Annotated in this window: 18 protein-coding genes and 1 pseudogene; 17 read left to right on the top strand and 2 right to left on the bottom strand. The window is 70.1% G+C overall.

Annotation, left to right across the window (positions count from 1 at the left end; all coding sequences use genetic code 11):
• Positions 1 to 284, top strand: a pseudogene (locus V7793_RS19310) (hypothetical protein); the annotation flags it as partial.
• Between the two features lie 4 nt (positions 285 to 288).
• Here V7793_RS19310 and V7793_RS19315 read toward each other — a convergent pair.
• A complete protein-coding gene (locus V7793_RS19315) occupies positions 289 to 555 on the bottom strand; it encodes a ferredoxin (RefSeq protein WP_058047003.1) in 267 nt (88 codons plus the stop codon).
• Positions 556 to 912: 357 nt separating this feature from the next.
• Between V7793_RS19315 and arc the strand changes: the two genes are divergently transcribed.
• The 6 genes from arc (at position 913) to prcA (ending at position 6,739) form a co-directional block, all read left to right on the top strand.
• A complete protein-coding gene (gene arc, locus V7793_RS19320; protein ID WP_256791511.1) occupies positions 913 to 2,679 on the top strand; it encodes a proteasome ATPase in 1,767 nt (588 codons plus the stop codon).
• Between the two features lie 331 nt (positions 2,680 to 3,010).
• Positions 3,011 to 4,522: a depupylase/deamidase Dop gene (dop, locus tag V7793_RS19325; protein ID WP_336008192.1), complete on the top strand. Its 1,512-nt coding sequence runs from the start codon at positions 3,011 to 3,013 to the stop codon at positions 4,520 to 4,522.
• Positions 4,523 to 4,686: 164 nt separating this feature from the next.
• The gene (locus V7793_RS19330) at positions 4,687 to 4,905 is read left to right on the top strand and encodes a ubiquitin-like protein Pup (protein WP_336008194.1); all 219 of its coding nucleotides are present in this window, start codon (positions 4,687 to 4,689) and stop codon (positions 4,903 to 4,905) included.
• A 4-nt stretch (positions 4,906 to 4,909) separates the two neighbouring features.
• Positions 4,910 to 5,098, top strand: coding sequence for an endonuclease domain-containing protein (locus V7793_RS19335; protein ID WP_336008214.1), 189 nt, complete (start codon positions 4,910 to 4,912; stop codon positions 5,096 to 5,098).
• Entirely contained in the window at positions 5,050 to 5,895 is an 846-nt protein-coding gene (prcB, locus tag V7793_RS19340; RefSeq protein WP_336008196.1) for a proteasome subunit beta, read from the top strand. The genes V7793_RS19335 and prcB overlap by 49 nt, the downstream gene beginning before the upstream one ends.
• A gap of 49 nt (positions 5,896 to 5,944) precedes the next feature.
• Entirely contained in the window at positions 5,945 to 6,739 is a 795-nt protein-coding gene (gene prcA, locus V7793_RS19345) for a proteasome subunit alpha (RefSeq protein WP_336008198.1), read from the top strand.
• A gap of 90 nt (positions 6,740 to 6,829) precedes the next feature.
• Here prcA and V7793_RS19350 read toward each other — a convergent pair whose 3' ends face one another.
• Positions 6,830 to 7,900, bottom strand: coding sequence for a LacI family DNA-binding transcriptional regulator (locus V7793_RS19350; RefSeq protein ID WP_336008200.1), 1,071 nt, complete (start codon positions 7,898 to 7,900; stop codon positions 6,830 to 6,832).
• Positions 7,901 to 8,021: 121 nt separating this feature from the next.
• On the opposite strand from V7793_RS19350, the gene V7793_RS19355 reads away from it, so the two are divergent.
• From V7793_RS19355 to tatC, 10 genes are all read left to right on the top strand, one after another.
• Positions 8,022 to 9,281: an MFS transporter gene (locus V7793_RS19355; RefSeq protein WP_336008201.1), complete on the top strand. Its 1,260-nt coding sequence runs from the start codon at positions 8,022 to 8,024 to the stop codon at positions 9,279 to 9,281.
• A 9-nt stretch (positions 9,282 to 9,290) separates the two neighbouring features.
• Complete coding sequence (gene pafA, locus V7793_RS19360) at positions 9,291 to 10,652, top strand: Pup--protein ligase (RefSeq protein WP_168094223.1); 1,362 nt, start codon at positions 9,291 to 9,293, stop codon at positions 10,650 to 10,652.
• A 135-nt stretch (positions 10,653 to 10,787) separates the two neighbouring features.
• On the top strand, positions 10,788 to 11,756 hold the full coding sequence (locus V7793_RS19365; RefSeq protein WP_336008203.1) for an FKBP-type peptidyl-prolyl cis-trans isomerase: 969 nt from the start codon (positions 10,788 to 10,790) through the stop codon (positions 11,754 to 11,756).
• 64 nt (positions 11,757 to 11,820) lie between these two features.
• Positions 11,821 to 12,201, top strand: a complete 381-nt coding sequence (locus V7793_RS19370) for an FKBP-type peptidyl-prolyl cis-trans isomerase (RefSeq protein ID WP_336008205.1) — start codon at positions 11,821 to 11,823, stop codon at positions 12,199 to 12,201.
• 113 nt (positions 12,202 to 12,314) lie between these two features.
• Positions 12,315 to 13,325: a helix-turn-helix transcriptional regulator gene (locus tag V7793_RS19375; protein ID WP_336008207.1), complete on the top strand. Its 1,011-nt coding sequence runs from the start codon at positions 12,315 to 12,317 to the stop codon at positions 13,323 to 13,325.
• Between the two features lie 60 nt (positions 13,326 to 13,385).
• The gene (locus tag V7793_RS19380) at positions 13,386 to 14,348 is read left to right on the top strand and encodes a helix-turn-helix transcriptional regulator (RefSeq protein ID WP_336008209.1); all 963 of its coding nucleotides are present in this window, start codon (positions 13,386 to 13,388) and stop codon (positions 14,346 to 14,348) included.
• Positions 14,349 to 14,359: 11 nt separating this feature from the next.
• Positions 14,360 to 14,599, top strand: a complete 240-nt coding sequence (locus V7793_RS19385; protein WP_058047005.1) for a hypothetical protein — start codon at positions 14,360 to 14,362, stop codon at positions 14,597 to 14,599.
• A gap of 104 nt (positions 14,600 to 14,703) precedes the next feature.
• On the top strand, positions 14,704 to 14,919 hold the full coding sequence (locus V7793_RS19390) for a hypothetical protein (protein ID WP_336008211.1): 216 nt from the start codon (positions 14,704 to 14,706) through the stop codon (positions 14,917 to 14,919).
• Positions 14,920 to 15,147: 228 nt separating this feature from the next.
• A complete protein-coding gene (tatA, locus tag V7793_RS19395) occupies positions 15,148 to 15,429 on the top strand; it encodes a Sec-independent protein translocase subunit TatA (RefSeq protein WP_168096926.1) in 282 nt (93 codons plus the stop codon).
• 139 nt (positions 15,430 to 15,568) lie between these two features.
• Complete coding sequence (gene tatC, locus V7793_RS19400) at positions 15,569 to 16,459, top strand: twin-arginine translocase subunit TatC (protein ID WP_336008215.1); 891 nt, start codon at positions 15,569 to 15,571, stop codon at positions 16,457 to 16,459.
• Positions 16,460 to 16,510: the final 51 nt, after the last annotated feature.

A 16,510-nucleotide genomic window follows, 5' to 3' on the forward strand; every position in this document is an offset into this window, starting at 1 on the left:
GCTGCCGCGCCGGCGGCGGCACTCCGCCCAGCGGCGTCTACGTCCTCGCCGCGCCCCGCGAGCCCGGCGGGCGGCCCCGCGTCCTGGCCACGCTCGTGGACCCCCGGGAGAAGATGACCGTCACCGCTCTCACCGTCACCCGGGGCACCGTTTCGGCCACTCTGCTCGGCTACTCAGGCCCGAATGTGCCCCGTTGCTGTCCGGACAGGAGCCGGACCGTCGAATGGCACTGGAAGGACGGGAAGTTCGTACTCCGGCCGATGCCCGTAGCAGGGAGTGTGTGATCCGTTACCCGGCGTCCGGGCCGTAGATCTCCACCTTGTCCGAAATGCGGCGGACATGGATGCAGTCGCCCGGGCACTCCTTGGCCGAGTCGCGGACATCCGTGAGCAGGGGCAGCGGCACGGGCGTCGTCGCGCCCGGCTCCTGCAGCAGCTCGTCGTCGGCGCTCTTCACATACGCCAGGCCGTCGATGTCCAGCTCGAAGACCTCGGGTGCGTACTGGGCGCAGATCCCGTCCCCCGTGCACAGGTCCTGGTCGATCCAGACCTCCAGGGCCTCGCCGTCCGCCTCCGGGGCGGGGCCCGGGCCGTCCGCTGCGGTCGCCGTGGCCCCCGGGGCCGCCGGGACCCCGGCCGCCTCCGCGCGGTCGTCGTTCTGCACGGTCATCTCGCCCTGCCGTTTCCTGCGTACGTGAATCAATTGGAGCCAGCCCTGACGGGTGTTGACCGACTCGACGATACAACCGCCCGCTTTCCGATGTTGATGGGTGGGTATTCCCCTGCTGTGGGGACGTGCGCAAGGGTGAAGATCGGACACACTCCGACCGGGTTTGTGATCTAGGGGTTTCAACCTGCACCGGCCCAGGTAGGGTCAGGAAGCGTCCAGCTCCCCTTGGAGGAGGTGAGGACCGTGGCAGCCCACGACGACGACATGAACCGCGGCATCCGGCCGGGACGAGCGTCCGACGACCTCGCGAGCCAGGTTGCCTATTACGAGCAGGAGATCGCCGTCCTGCGGCGCAAGCTCGCCGACTCTCCGCGTCACACGAGGATTCTCGAAGAGCGGATCGTCGAGCTCCAGACCAACCTGGCCGGAGTGTCCGCTCAGAACGAGCGGCTCGCCAACACCCTCCGCGAGGCGCGCGACCAGATCGTCGCCCTCAAGGAGGAGGTCGACCGGCTTGCGCAGCCGCCGGCCGGCTTCGGAGTCTTCCTCAAGGCCAACGACGACGGCACGGCCGACATCTTCACCGGGGGCCGCAAGCTCCGGGTGAACGTCAGCCCCAGCGTCGACGCGGAGGACCTCCGGCGGGGCCAGGAGGTCATGCTCAACGAAGCGCTCAACGTGGTCGAAGCCATGGAGTTCGAACGGGCCGGGGACATCGTCACCCTCAAGGAGATCCTTGAGGACGGCGAGCGCGCCCTGGTCATCGGGCACACCGACGAGGAGCGGGTGGTGAGGCTCGCCGAGCCGCTGCTGGACACCACCATCCGCCCCGGGGACGCCCTGCTCCTCGAACCCCGATCCGGCTACGTCTACGAGATCATCCCGAAGAGCGAGGTCGAGGAACTCGTCCTCGAAGAGGTCCCGGACATCGACTACACCAAGATCGGCGGTCTGGGAAACCAGATCGAGCTGATCCGCGACGCGGTCGAGCTCCCCTACCTCTACCCCGACCTCTTCAAGGAGCACGAACTGCGGCCGCCCAAGGGCGTGCTGCTGTACGGCCCGCCCGGCTGCGGCAAGACGCTCATCGCCAAGGCCGTCGCCAACTCCCTTGCCAAGAAGGTCGCCGAGGTCACCGGCAAGCCCGCGGGGAAGAGCTTCTTCCTCAACATCAAGGGCCCCGAGCTCCTCAACAAGTACGTCGGGGAGACCGAGCGGCACATCCGGCTGATCTTCCAGCGCGCCCGGGAGAAGGCGAGCGAGGGCACCCCGGTCATCGTGTTCTTCGACGAGATGGACTCCCTCTTCCGCACCCGCGGATCCGGGGTCAGCTCGGACGTCGAGAACACCATCGTCCCCCAGCTCCTCTCGGAGATCGACGGCGTCGAGGGCCTGGAGAACGTGATCGTGATCGGCGCCTCCAACCGGGAGGACATGATCGACCCGGCGATCCTGCGCCCCGGCCGCCTCGATGTGAAGATCAAGATCGAGCGTCCGGACGCGGAGGCCGCCAAGGACATCTTCTCGAAGTACCTGACCCGGACCCTGCCCATCCACGCGGACGACCTCACCGAGCACGGGGGCGACCCCAAGGCCGCCGTGGCCGGCATGATCCAGTCGGTCGTCGAGCAGATGTACGCCGAGTCCGAGGAGAACCGCTTCCTCGAGGTCACCTACGCCAACGGCGACAAGGAAGTCCTCTATTTCAAGGACTTCAACTCCGGCGCCATGATCCAGAACATCGTGGACCGGGCGAAGAAGATGGCCATCAAGGCCTTCCTCGACCACAACCAGAAGGGTCTGCGCGTCTCCCACCTGCTCGCCGCCTGCGTCGACGAGTTCAAGGAGAACGAGGACCTGCCCAACACCACCAACCCGGACGACTGGGCCCGGATCTCCGGCAAGAAGGGCGAGCGGATCGTCTTCATCCGCACCCTCGTCACCGGGAAGCAGGGCGCCGACACCGGCCGCTCCATCGACACGGTGGCCAATACCGGCCAGTACCTGTAGCACCATCGTCCGGCTGCGGATGTCCCGCGTCCCCCGCCCCGGCGGGGGGCACGCCCCGGGACAACCGCGGCCGGATGTGTTTTCCCGCCGCCCGCGTCGTTTTCCGACGGGTTTCTCGCCAGGATTTCGCCACGGGGAGCGTCCATGGCCCGGGTACGCCACGAACCGGAGCAATGACTGTAATGATCTCCCCACCGCCGCAAAGCCGTTCTAGGCTCTTCGATACCGCCGCACAGCGCGATGGGGGATCGAGGACCGGACACGGACCGGACGCGCAGCGGTACTTGAGCGCCGACCCCACCAGGGGGCGCCGCCGGGCAAGGAGGGCCGCATGACCGTACGGCGAGTAATGGGCATTGAGACGGAGTACGGGATCTCCGTCCCCGGTCACCCGAACGCCAATGCCATGCTCACCTCGTCCCAGATCGTCAACGCCTACGCCGCGGCGATGCACCGGGCGCGACGCGCCCGCTGGGACTTCGAGGAGGAGAACCCGCTGCGGGACGCCCGGGGCTTCGACCTCGCCCGCGAAGCCGCGGACTCCAGCCAGCTCACCGACGAGGACATCGGCCTCGCCAACGTCATCCTGACCAACGGCGCGCGACTCTACGTCGACCACGCCCATCCCGAGTACAGCTCCCCGGAGATCACCAACCCCCGGGACGCCGTCCTGTGGGACAAGGCCGGCGAGCGGATCATGGCCGAGGCCGCCGAGCGCGCCGCCCAGCTGCCCGGAGCCCAGCCGATCCACCTCTACAAGAACAACACCGACAACAAGGGCGCGTCCTACGGCACCCACGAGAACTACCTGATGAAGCGGGAGACCCCCTTCTCGGACATCGTGCGCCACCTGACGCCCTTCTTCGTCTGCCGGCAGGTGGTCACCGGCGCCGGCCGCGTCGGCATCGGCCAGGACGGCCACGAGCACGGCTTCCAGCTCAGCCAGCGCGCGGACTACTTCGAGGTGGAGGTGGGCCTGGAGACCACGCTCAAGCGGCCGATCATCAACACCCGTGACGAGCCGCACGCCGACGCCGAGAAGTACCGCCGGCTCCACGTGATCATCGGCGACGCCAACCTCTCGGAGATCTCCACCTACCTCAAGCTGGGCACGACCGCCCTGGTCCTGTCCATGATCGAGGACGGCTTCATCGTCTCCGACCTCGCCGTCGACCAGCCCGTGCGCACCCTCCACCAGGTCAGCCACGACCCCACCCTGCAACACCTCATCACGCTCCGCAGCGGCCGCACGCTCACCGCCGTACAGCTCCAGATGGAGTACTGCGAGCTGGCCCGCAAGTACGTCGAAAACCGTTTCGGGGCGGACGCCGACGAGCAGACGAAGGACGTGCTCGCCCGCTGGGAGGACGTGCTGAACCGGCTGGAGCACGATCCGATGAGCCTGGCCGGAGAGCTGGACTGGGTGGCCAAGCGGGAGCTCCTGGAGGGCTACCGCCGCCGCGACGGCCTGGGCTGGGACGCGGCCCGCCTGCACCTGGTGGACCTGCAGTACGCGGACGTCCGGGCGGACAAGGGCCTGTACAACCGGCTCGCGGCCCGCGGCAAGATGAAGCGGCTGCTGGACGAGACCGAGGTGGAGCGCGCTCGCACGGTCCCGCCCGAGGACACCCGGGCCTACTTCCGCGGCCGCTGCCTGGAGCAGTACGCGGACGACGTGGCCGCGGCCTCCTGGGACTCGGTGATCTTCGACCTCCCGGGCCGTGACTCCCTGCAGCGGGTGCCCACCCTGGAGCCGCTGCGCGGCACGCGCAACCACGTCAAGGAGCTGCTCGACCGCTGCCGCACGGCGGAGGAGCTGGTGCGGGTGCTCTCGGGGGGCTGAGCAGGTCTGAGAGGACGGCGTTCAGGGAATCATCACCGTGGTTCCGGGACGTTGTAGCAAGTACAGGGCCGATGTCGGACCCTGCTTGTAGGGTCTGATCTTGCAGGGCTGAGTACGACTGAGTACGTCCGATCTTGTACGTCGAACCGAGCGGGGTGAGGGATATGGCGACCAAGGACACCGGCGGCGGTCAGCAGAAGGCCACGCGAACCACAGAGGACGTCGAGGAGCAGGCGCAGGACGCGCAGGTCTCGGAGGACCTCAAGGAGCGGCAGGAGAAGCTGTCGGACGACGTCGACTCCGTGCTGGACGAGATCGACGACGTCCTCGAGGAGAACGCCGAGGACTTCGTGCGCTCCTTCGTCCAGAAGGGCGGCGAGTAGGCGGCTGCCGGCGCCTGTCGATCATGATCATGGGACCGGTAAGGTCCCTGGCGTACTGTGCCCCAGCTCCGACGCGGCCCTGGGGCGGTTCAAGGATCGAGCGGACGTCATGGGGCGGGCCGCTGCATACGTGGAAGGAAACGTGTGGAAGCCAACACTCGTAGCACCGGGCATCTGCCGGCTGCCTTCCTGACCCCCGGTTCCTCGTCGTTCATGGATTTCCTGGCCTCGCACTCCCCGGAGCTGCTCCCGGGCAACCGGCCGCTCCCCGCGGTGCAGGGCGCGGTGGAGATCCCGCACGGCACGACGATCGTCGCGGCGTCGTTCCCCGGCGGCGTGGTGCTCGCCGGTGACCGGCGGGCCACGATGGGCAACATCATCGCCCAGCGTGACATCGAGAAGGTCTTCCCGGCCGACGAGTACTCGGCGGTGGGCATCGCCGGCACGGCCGGTCTGGCCGTGGAGATGGTCAAGCTCTTCCAGCTGGAGCTGGAGCACTTCGAGAAGGTCGAAGGGGTTCAGCTCTCGCTGGAGGGCAAGGCGAACCGGCTGTCGACGATGATCCGCGGCAACCTCGGCATGGCCATGCAGGGCCTGGCCGTGGTGCCGCTCTTCGCCGGCTGGGACGTGGACCGCCAGAAGGGCCGGATCTTCTCCTACGACGTGACCGGCGGGCGCTCGGAGGAGCACGGCTTCGCCGCCACCGGCTCGGGCTCGGTCTTCGCCCGGGGGTCGCTGAAGAAGCTCTTCCGTGAGGATCTGACGGAGAGTCAGACCCTCACGCTCGTCGTCCAGGCGCTCTACGACGCCGCCGACGACGACTCCGCGACCGGCGGGCCGGATCTTGCACGTCGTATCTATCCGATCGTCACCGTCATCACCGACGAGGGGTTCCGAAAGCTCACCGAGGCGGAGTGCTCCGAGATCGTCCGGGCGATCCACGAACGGCGGCTCCAGGAGCCGGACGGCCCCCGGGCCGCCCTCCTCTGAGGTCCCGGTCAGCATGTACCCCTCATTGACAGAAAGGGACGGATAACCGGTGTCGACGCCGTTCTACGTATCTCCTCAGCAGGCCATGGCCGACCGCGCCGAGTACGCCCGCAAGGGCATCGCGCGCGGCCGCAGTGTCGTGGTGCTCCAGTACACCGATGGCGTTGTCTTCGTTGCCGAGAACCCGTCCCGGGCCCTGCACAAGGTCAGCGAGATCTACGACCGGATCGCTTTCGCGGCGGTCGGCAAGTACAACGAATTCGAGAACCTGCGGATCGGCGGTGTGCGTTACGCGGATCTGCGCGGTTACACCTACGACCGGGACGACGTCACGGCCCGCGGCCTGGCCAATGTCTACGCACAGACGCTGGGCTCGATCTTCTCCAGCGCCGCCGAGAAGCCCTACGAGGTGGAGCTGATCGTCGCCGAGGTCGGCGCGGGCCCCGAGGACGATCAGATCTACCGGCTGCCGCATGACGGCTCGATCGTGGATGAGCACGGTTCGGTCGCCGTCGGTGGCAATGCCGATCAGATCAGCAACTACCTCGATCAGCGGCACCGTGAGGGGATGACCCTCTCGGAGGCGCTGAAGCTCGCGGTCGAGTCCCTCACCCGCGACAACAACGGCGGCGAGCGTACGCTCACCTCCGAGCAGCTGGAGGTCGCCGTCCTGGACCGGACGCGGCCGCAGCAGCGGAAGTTCAAGCGGCTGCTGGGCCGTCAGCTGTCGCGTCTGCTGGAGGAGGGCACGTCCACCGGCGGGGCCGCTTCCGGTGCCGCCGAGTCCGGTGCGGAGCCGGAGGGTTCGTCCGAGGAGGGCGGCACGGCCTCGTCCGAGAGCTGATTTTTCTGCCTGCTGAAACACCGTGCGCCCCGCCGGGTCATCCCGGCGGGGCGCACGGCTTTCGCCGCCCGGACGCTACGGGCTACGCGGCTACGGGCGGGCGTAGGCCGTGGTGCCGCGGGTGACGAGCCGGACGGGGAGGGCCTCGGGGGCCGGCGGCCGCCCGTCGAGGACGGCCACGAGGGCGCGCATGCCGGCTTCGCCGACCGCTTCGGCCGGCAGCTGCACGGTGGTGAGCTCGGGCTCGACGGCCGTGGCGAGGGCCAGGTCGGTGAAGCCGGTGACGGAGAGGTCGGCGGGCACGTGCAGGCCCAGCCGGCGGGCGGCCTTGCACGCGCCCGCGGCGAGGACGTCGTCGTCGCAGACGATGGCGGTGGGGCGGTGGCCCGGCTCGGCGAGGGCCTTCTCGGTGGCGCGCAGCCCGTCGGCGACGGTCAGGGACGCCCGCTCGGTCCGCACCGCCGCGCCGTCCGTCCCGCGCAGGGCCTCGGCCAGCGCCCGGGCGCGGACCCGGAACGTCCAGGTGTCGATGTCCGAGGCGAGGTGCAGGAACCGCCGGTGGCCGAGGCCCAGCAGGTGCTCCGCGACCTGGCGCATGCCGTCGGCGATCTCGGGGTTGACGGTGGCGGAGGCGCCTTCGTGCCCGGGGTCGCTGTCGAGCATGACGAGCGGGAGGCCCCCGCCCCGGATGGCGCCGAGCGCCTCGGCCGCCATCGAGGAGGCGAGGACGCCGTCGAGGGTGGCGCTGGCGGAGGCGAACGGGTCGCGGGCCGGGCCGGTGCCCTCGGGGGAGAGGTAGAGGACGACGCCGAGGCCGTGCTCGCGGGCCACGCGGACGACGCCGGTGTGGACCCGGGCGAAGAATTCGTTGGTCAGCGCCGGGACGACGAGCAGGACCGTGCGGGTGCGGCCGAGGCGGAGGTCGCGGGCGGCGAGGTTGGGGCGGTAGCCCAGGCTGCGGGCGGCGGAGCGGACGGACTCGGCGGTGCGCTCGGAGACCCGGCCCCGCCACTTCTCGCCCATGACGAGGGAGACCGTGGCCTGGGAGACCCCTGCGGCCCGGGCGACGTCACGGCTGGTGGCGCGGGCCCCGGCGCGGGGGCCGCGGGCCGTGGGCCACCGCTCGTCGCGGCGCTGCCCTGTCTCGTCGCCGCTGGTCACTGTCGGTGCCTCCCCTATGCCCCAGCCTGCGGCGGTTGGACCCGCGGGCTGCGGCCATGATACGTATGACGCTTCTAGTTATACGTAAAACCCGAGGCTCGGGGAAGAGAGGAAGTCACCGATGGCGGCCGGCTACGGCGAGATGCTCAGAACGCGGCACGCCGCGCGCCTGCTCACAGGCACGCTGGTGGGCCGCCTGCCGAATGCCACGGCCGCGCTCGCGATCCCGCTCTTCGTCCTCGCCGAGGGCGGCAGCTTCGCGTTCGCCGGAGCACTGTCCGCCGTCTACGGTGTGGCGAACGCCGTCGGCCAGCCCCTGCTGGGCCGGGCCGTCGACCTCCACGGCCAGCCCCGCGTCATGCTTCCGTCGGCCCTGCTGGCCGCGCTCGGCATGGCGGTCTTCGCCGTCACCGGCCCGGAGCCGGCCTTCCTAGCGTACGCGGCCATGGTGGTGTCCGGATTCTTCACCCCGCCGCTGGAGGGCGGCCTGCGGGCGCTGTGGCCCTCGGTCCTCAAGAGCGAGGAGCGGATCCACGCCGCGTACTCCCTGGACGCCATCGCCCAGGAGCTGATGTACGTCGTCGGCCCGCTGATCATCTCCGGCATGGTCGCCGTGTGGTCCCCGGCCGCCGCGCTGTTCGTGATCAATGCCCTCGGCGCCCTGGGTGCGCTCGCCGTCGTCACCTCGCGGCCCTCGCGGGAGTGGCGCAGCGCGCCGCGCGAGGCGCACTGGCTGGGCGCGCTGCGCTCGCCCGGGCTGCGCGTCGTCCTCGGCACGTTCTTCTTCATCGGCACCGCGCTGGGCTCGATCGCCGTCGCGGCGATCGCCTACGGCAAGGACGCCGGGAACGACGCCACCGCCGGGTACATCCTCTCGGCGATCGGCGTGGGCGCCCTCATCGGCGGCACCGTCTACGGCCACCGCCAGTGGCCGGGCACGCCGGAGCAGCGCCTGCGGCTCCTCGTGGCCGGGCTCGCGGTCTGCTACCTGCCGCTGCTGGTGGTCCCGGGCACCGTGATGATGACGGTGCTCGCCGGTGTGGCCGGCATCTTCCTGGCCCCCTGCCTGGCCTGTGCCTTCGTCGTGGTGGACCGGCACGCGCCGCGCGGCACCGTCACGGAGGCCTTCTCCTGGCTGGTGACCTCCTTCGGCGTGGGCGCCGCCATCGGCTCCGGCGTGGTCGGCCCGGCGGTCCAGAGCGGCGGTGCGCGGGCGGGGTACCTGGTCGCCGTGGGCGGCGGCGCGGCGGCGCTGCTCGTCATGGTGGCGGCCCGCCGGTGGCTGCAGGCGCTCGCGACCCCGTCGCCCATCGTGGCCCGGTCGGAAAATGATCGGAACGGTGCGGTCGAACCCGGTTTCAGCGCAGGGCATCAGGCGTAATGTTCAGGCATGGACCGCCGCATTTTCGGGCTGGAGAACGAGTACGGCGTCACGTGCACCTTCAGGGGACAGCGCCGGCTGTCGCCTGACGAAGTGGCGCGCTACCTCTTCCGCCGTGTCGTTTCCTGGGGCCGCAGCAGCAATGTCTTCCTGCGCAATGGAGCGCGTCTCTACCTGGATGTGGGTTCGCACCCCGAATATGCAACTCCGGAGTGCGACAGCGTGGTCGAGCTGGTCACCCACGACAAGGCGGGGGAGCGCATTCTCGAGGGCCTGCTCGTCGACGCCGAGCGGCGCCTGCACGAGGAGGGGATCGCGGGCGACGTCTACCTCTTCAAGAACAACACCGACTCCGCCGGGAACTCCTACGGCTGCCACGAGAACTATCTCGTCGCGCGGCACGGGGAGTTCTCGCGTCTTGCGGACATCCTCATCCCCTTCCTGGTGACGCGGCAGCTGCTGTGCGGGGCGGGGAAGGTCCTGCAGACGCCCCGCGGCGCGGTCTACTGCGTCAGCCAGCGCGCGGAGCACATCTGGGAGGGCGTCAGCTCGGCGACCACCCGCTCCCGCCCGATCATCAACACCCGCGACGAGCCGCACGCCGACGCCGAGCGCTACCGGCGCCTGCACGTCATCGTCGGCGACTCCAACATGTCCGAGACGACGATGCTGCTGAAGGTCGGCGCGACGGATCTGGTGCTGCGCATGATCGAGGCGGGCACGGTCATGCGCGACCTCACGCTGGAGAATCCGATCCGGGCGATCCGCGAGGTCAGCCACGACATCACGGGCCGGCGGAAGGTCCGGCTCGCGAGCGGGCGCGAGGCCTCGGCACTGGAGGTCCAGCAGGAGTACTACGAGAAGGCCGTCGACTTCTGCGAGCGCCGGGGCATCCGCACCGGCACGGTGGAGCGGGTCCTGGAGCTGTGGGGCCGCACTCTGGAGGCCGTCCGGGACGAGGACCTGGACCGGATCTCCACCGAGATCGACTGGGTGATGAAGTACCAGCTCATCGAGCAGTACCGGGCGAAGAACAACATCACCATGTCGCACCCGAGGGTCGCGCAGATAGACCTCGCGTACCACGACATCCACCGCCGCCGCGGGCTGTACTACCTGCTGGAGAAGCGCGGCCGTGCGGCCCGGGTGTGCAACGACCTGAAGATCTTCGAGGGCAAGTCCGTGCCCCCGCAGACGACGCGGGCCCGGCTGCGGGGCGACTTCATCCGCCGCGCACAGGAGCAGCGGCGCGACTTCACGGTCGACTGGGTGCACCTGAAGCTCAATGACCAGGCGCAGCGGACGGTGCTGTGCAAGGACCCGTTCCGGTCGGTGGACGACCGGGTGGAGAAGCTCATCGCCGGGATGTGAGCGGGCGGGGTGCGCCGGGCCGCGGGGCCCGGCGTACCGCCGTGTCGGGCAGGGTTGATCACACAGGATCAAGCCGTAAAGTGGCGGGCACTGCTCTGCCACCCCCTAGCCCGAGTTGGACTGATGAACCTCACGATGAACACGCGTCGCCTGGCCGCGGCGCTGGCCGTGCCTGTCCTGTTGTTCTCCGCTGCCGCGTGCGGTGATGACAAAGGCTCGTCCGAGGCCGAGGTCTCGGTGAAGGGGGACTTCGGCCAGAAGCCCGAGATCTCTGTGGAGAAGGGGTCGAAGCCGGGCGACGAGCTCACGGTCAAGACGCTGTCGGAGGGCAAGGGCGACAAGGTCGAGAAGGGCAGTTTCGTCCGGCTCGACTTCGCGGTGCAGAGCATGAAGGACGACAAGCCGCTGGGCGGCTCCTGGTCGAGCCAGGGGCAGACGCCGGGCGGCAAGGACGTGCGCCGCCAGGACGTCTTCGCCGCGGGCCAGCCGGGCCAGCAGGTGCCCGCGAAGGTGGCCGACGCCGTCATCGGCCAGCGGGCCGGCAGCCGGGTCGAGGTCGTGGGCACGGTGAAGGAGACCATCGGCGAGCAGGTCAACCCGCAGCTGGGCCTGGAGCCGGAGGACGGCCTGGTCTGGGTCGTCGACGTGGTCGGCGCTCAGAAGGTCGACCTGCGGAGCGAGGTCAAGGGCGACCAGGCCAAGCCGGACGAGGGCATGCCCGAGGTGAAGGTGCTCTCGCAGAAGGCCGCGGAGATCACCATTCCCAAGGACACCAAGGCGCCTTCGGAGCTCAAGGAGCAGGTGCTGATCAAGGGCACCGGCCCGGAGGTCAAGGCGGGTGAGGGGCTGATCGCCCAGTACACCGGGGTGAAGTGGGAGGACGGCAAGAAGTTCGACTCCTCCTGGGACCACTCGGGGGCGACGAGCTTCCAGATCGGCACCGGCTCGGTCGTCCAGGGCTGGGACAAGGGCCTGGTCGGCAAGCACGTCGGGGACCGGGTGGAGCTGGTGATCCCGCCGAAGCTGGGCTACGAGGGCCAGGCCGGCAGCGGCCTGGACAAGAACACCCTGGTCTTCGTTGTGGACATCGTGGGCAAGGTCTGATCTTTGACCGGGATCTGCCAGACTTGCACGGTTGTCTACAAGATTCGTTCGTAGGAGCACTTTCGTGAGCATCGACAAGCCCGAGATTGATTTCCCCGAGGGCCCGGAGCCCACTGACCTGGAGATCACGGAGGTCTGGGAGGGCGACGGCACCGAGGCCAAGGCCGGCCAGACGGTGCGCGTTCACTACGTGGGCGTGGCCTTCTCCACCGGCGAGGAGTTCGACGCCAGCTGGAACCGCGGCAACCCGCTGGAGTTCAAGCTGGGCGGCGGTCAGGTCATCCCCGGCTGGGACCAGGGCATCCAGGGCATGAAGGTCGGTGGCCGCCGCAAGCTGGTCATCCCGCCGCACCTGGCCTACGGCGAGCGCGGCGCCGGTGGCGGCCGCATCGCCCCGGGCGAGTCGCTGATCTTCGTCTGCGACCTGGTCGCCGTCGCGGGCTGACCCCTGCACCGCGGGCCGAGGCCCCACGCCTGCGGGCGTGGGGCCTCGGCTTTTGCGCTTGCAGGCCGGAGCGGTACGGTCAGCGGTTGAGAGCACAAGTAGAGAGGGCGTCGATGGCGATTGCCAAGGCCGAGCGGCTGATGAACCTGGCGCTGTGCCTGCTGGGGACGCGCCGTCCGCTGAGCAAGCGGGAGCTCAGGGGCTCCATCGAGGCCTACCTCGAAGCCTTCGGGCCGGGAAACGGCACGGCGTCCGGCACGGCCTCCGGGGCCCCGGACAACGCCGCGGGCAGCGATGACGCCTTCAACCGCATGTTCGAGCGCGACAAGGACGATCTGCGCGAGCTCGGCCTGATCATCGAGACGGTGGAGAGCGTCGACGGCGAGACCGGCTATCTGGCCCGCCGCGACAGCAACCGCCTGCCTCCCATCACGCTGGACGTCGAGGAGGCGGCCGCCCTGGGCCTGGCCGCCAGCGTGTGGCAGCAGGCCCGCCTGGCCGCCGCGGCCAGCGGGGCGCTGCAGAAGCTGCGCGCCGCCGGGATGCCGCTCGCGGAGGAGGCCTACGGCCACAGCGCCCTGGAGACGCGGATCCCGGTCCACGAGGCGGCCTTCGAGCCGCTGATGCTGGCCGCGCGCGACCGGCGCCCGGTCGTCTTCGACTACCGCAAGGCGAATTCGGCCCGCCCCGAGCAGCGGCACGTCGAGCCGTGGACGCTGGAGTGCTGGCGCGGCCACTGGTACCTGGCGGGCTGGGACCGCGACCGCAAGGCGGAGCGCGTCTTCCGGCTGTCCCGGATCACCGGCAAGGTGCGGTCGCGGGGCATCCCCTTCACGGCTCCGGTGCCCGACCACGTGACGGTCCGCGAGACCGTCGAGCGCTGGGCCGGCGAGACGGCGACGAGCACGGCGCTGATCAAGGTGCGGGCGGACCACGGGTACCCGCTGCGGGCCCGGGCCCTGGCCACGCGCGAGCTGGGCGACGGCTGGGACGAGCTGAAGATCCCCTACGGGCACGGGCTGGACGCCTGGCTCGTGGAGTTCGGGCCGGACGTGGTGGTGCTGGAACCGGCGGAGCTGCGGGCCGAGGTGCTCGACCGGCTGCGCGCCGTGGCCAAGGGCTGAGACAGCGGATACGGGCCGAAGGGCCCGCGACGAGGGCTGAGAGGAACGGACCGACTTCTGATGGCCGGAAACGCCATTGACCAGACGCGGCGGATGCTGTCGCTGGTCACCTATCTGCGGGAGCGCCCCGGCGCCCGGGTCACCGACGTGGCGCGCGCCTTCGGGATCACCGAGGACGAGCTGATCGGCGACCTCGACGTCCTGCCGATGTGCGGCACCAGCTTCCGCGGCGGTGACCTGCTGGACATCGACACCGACGGCGACCGTATCTGGTGGCACAACCCGGACGCCTCGGGCAGCAGCACGGGCGAGCCGCTGCGGCTGGCCGCGGACGAGGCCACCGCCCTGCTGGTGGCCGCGCGCGCGGTGGCCACGCTGCCCGGTCTGCGGGAGAGCGGCCGGCAGGCGCTGGTGCGGGCCACCGCGAAGATCGAGGCCGCGGCCGGCGAGGCGGCGGGCGCGAGCTCCCGGCTGTCGGTGACCTTCGAGTCCGAGGGCGGCGTCTTCGCCGACGTCGACCGGGCGATCGCCGAACGCCGCCGCGTGTGGATCAAGTACTACTCGCCCGCGCGCGACGAGCTCACCGAGCGCGAGGTCGACCCCGTCCGGCTGTTCGTCGTGGGCCACACCTATATGGAGGCGTGGTGCCGGCTCTCGGAGGCCCGGCGCACCTTCCGCCTGGACCGGGTGGCCGAAATCCGGCTGCTCGACGAGCCGTCCGATCCGCCGCCGGTCGAGCTGCGCGACCTGTCCGAGGGACTGGTGCAGCCCGCCGCGGAGGACCCGGAGGTCGTGATCGAGGTCGGCCCCGGCGGCCGCTGGGTCGCCGAGTACTACCCGCACGACAGCGCCGAGGAGCAGCCCGACGGGGGCCTGCGGATCACGCTGCGCACCCCGGACCCGGCCTCGCTGCGCCGGCTCGCGCTGCGGCTCGGCGGCGACGGGCGGATCGTCTCGCCGGCCGGGCTGGCGGTCAGCGCGCGGGACGCGGCCCGTGAGGCCCTTGCGGCCTACGGGGAGTGAGGGTGGACGCGATGGACGGGAGAGTGCCGGGGGCCGCGCTGTTCAAGGCGGCCTGCCCCGACTGCCGCGGTCGCTTCGAGCTGGCCGCGAGTGCGCTGCGGCTGGCGATCGGCGGCAGTCGGCGGACCACCTTCTACTCCTTCACCTGCCCGGACTGCGGTTCCGCGGTGCGCAAGCCGGCGGGGGAGCGGATCGTCGAGCTGCTCACCGGCGGCGGGGTGCGGACGCTCCGGCTGCACTCGACGGTGTGAGCCCCGGCCCGCCGCCGGGCCCGGTGCGTACGAACACAGTCCGTACAAAACACTCCGATAAACAGTTGTTTTGAGCCATTCCGACATCCCGATAGGTTCACCTCATGTTCTGGCCCATGCTCGCCGTCGCCCTCGCCTTCGTCGGGATCGCCGTCCTCGGAGTGCTGGCCGCCCGGGTGCTGGTCGAAGTGCGGCGGCTGGCGCGCCAGGTGTCGGAGAGCTCACAGCGGATCAGCCGGGCCGCGGAGGACCTGGAGCGGGCCGCGACGCCGCTCGCCGCGGCGAGTGCGCAGGCCGCACACACTTTGCGCCAGGAATGAGCGGTTCTGACAACGTCGCTCCCGCTCTCTCCTGGGGCCGCTGACCGGGCGGTACGCTGTTTCGGCGGCCCCGGCGACGAGGCGGGGGGCCGCATCCGGGAGTACGCAAGGGGATTGCCCAGCGTTTACCCCTGCGCGTTACGATCGCTGCCGTACGGCTGATGGACAAATGTCCGATCAGTCGGCAGTACCCCACCCCATGCCGCCTCGGTGAGAAGGTAAACGCAAATGTTCGGTAGGCTCGGCGCCCCCGAGATCATCCTCATTCTCGTCGTCATCGTCCTGCTGTTCGGTGCGAAGAAGCTCCCGGACATGGCGCGTTCCCTCGGCAAGTCCGCCCGCATCCTCAAGAGCGAGGCGAAGGCCATGAAGTCGGAGGGCCAGGACAACGCCTCCGCCCCGGCCGACCCGCCCGCCGGCCAGGCCCCGCGTACGATCAAGGCGGCTCCCGGCGATGTGGCCGGCGCGCGTCCGGTCACCGAGCCGAGCGACCGCTCCACGCAGCACTGAGCAGCGCCGTACGGCGCTGACCAGCACTTTTTCAGGGACGATCGAGGCGGCCGCCCGCGGGGCGCCCGTCTGCCGCACGAGATAGGGACGTGGGTTGCCCAAGTCTGCCCGCAAGAAGGAGAAGGACCCCGAGGGGCGGATGCCACTCGCGGAGCACCTGCGTGAGCTGCGCAACCGGCTGGCGAAGGCGGTCCTCGCGATCGTCGTGGTCGCCGTCGTCGCCGCCTTCTACCAGAAGCAGCTCACGGACTTCCTCGCGAGCCCCGTTCCCAAGTGCCCCGGCCGGGATCTGGCCCAGAGCCACGGCGGCAACTGCGCGGTCGTGGTGTTCAACAGCATCTCGTCGCCGTTCACGACGATCGTGAAGGTGTGCCTCCTCGCGGGTGTCACCGTCTCCGCGCCGATCTGGCTGTACCAGCTGTGGGCGTTCCTCGCCCCCGGCCTGCACAAGAACGAGAAGAAGTACACGGTCGCCTTCGTGGCGACGGCCGCCCCGCTCTTCGTCGCGGGCGCCTGGCTGGCCTACGAGATCATGCCGATGAGCATGCGGGTGCTGCTGAAGATCACACCCGATTCCGCGGCCAACACCCTCAACCTCGACGACATCCTCGACTTCACGGTCCGGATGATCCTTGTCTTCGGCCTCGCCTTCGAGCTGCCGCTGGTCCTGGTCATGATGAACATCGCCGGGATGGTCACCGGCAAGACCATGATCAAGTGGTGGCGCGGCGTCGTCATGGGCGTCTTCGTCTTCGGCGCGATCGCGACCCCCAGCACCGACCCGTTCGGCATGTGCATCCTGGCCGTGCCGATCATCATCCTGTACTTCGGCGCGGTGGGTTTCTCGATGCTCAACGACAAGCGCCGTGCGCGCCGCAACCCCGACCGGCTGCTGTCGGACGACGAGGCCTCCCCCCTCGACCTGACCCCGCAGTCCACGGGCGACTCCGAGCCGATGCCGGCCCTGCACGAGCGGTCCGCCGACGACCGCAGCCACGCGGCCCGCAACAGCTACGACGACGTGACGTGACCCCGGCCGGCCCGCTCGGACGGAGCGTGCCGCACGGACACCGCCACGGAG

It is taken from the genome of Streptomyces sp. KLMMK, assembly GCF_036961605.1.
Taxonomy (GTDB): domain Bacteria; phylum Actinomycetota; class Actinomycetes; order Streptomycetales; family Streptomycetaceae; genus Streptomyces; species Streptomyces telluris.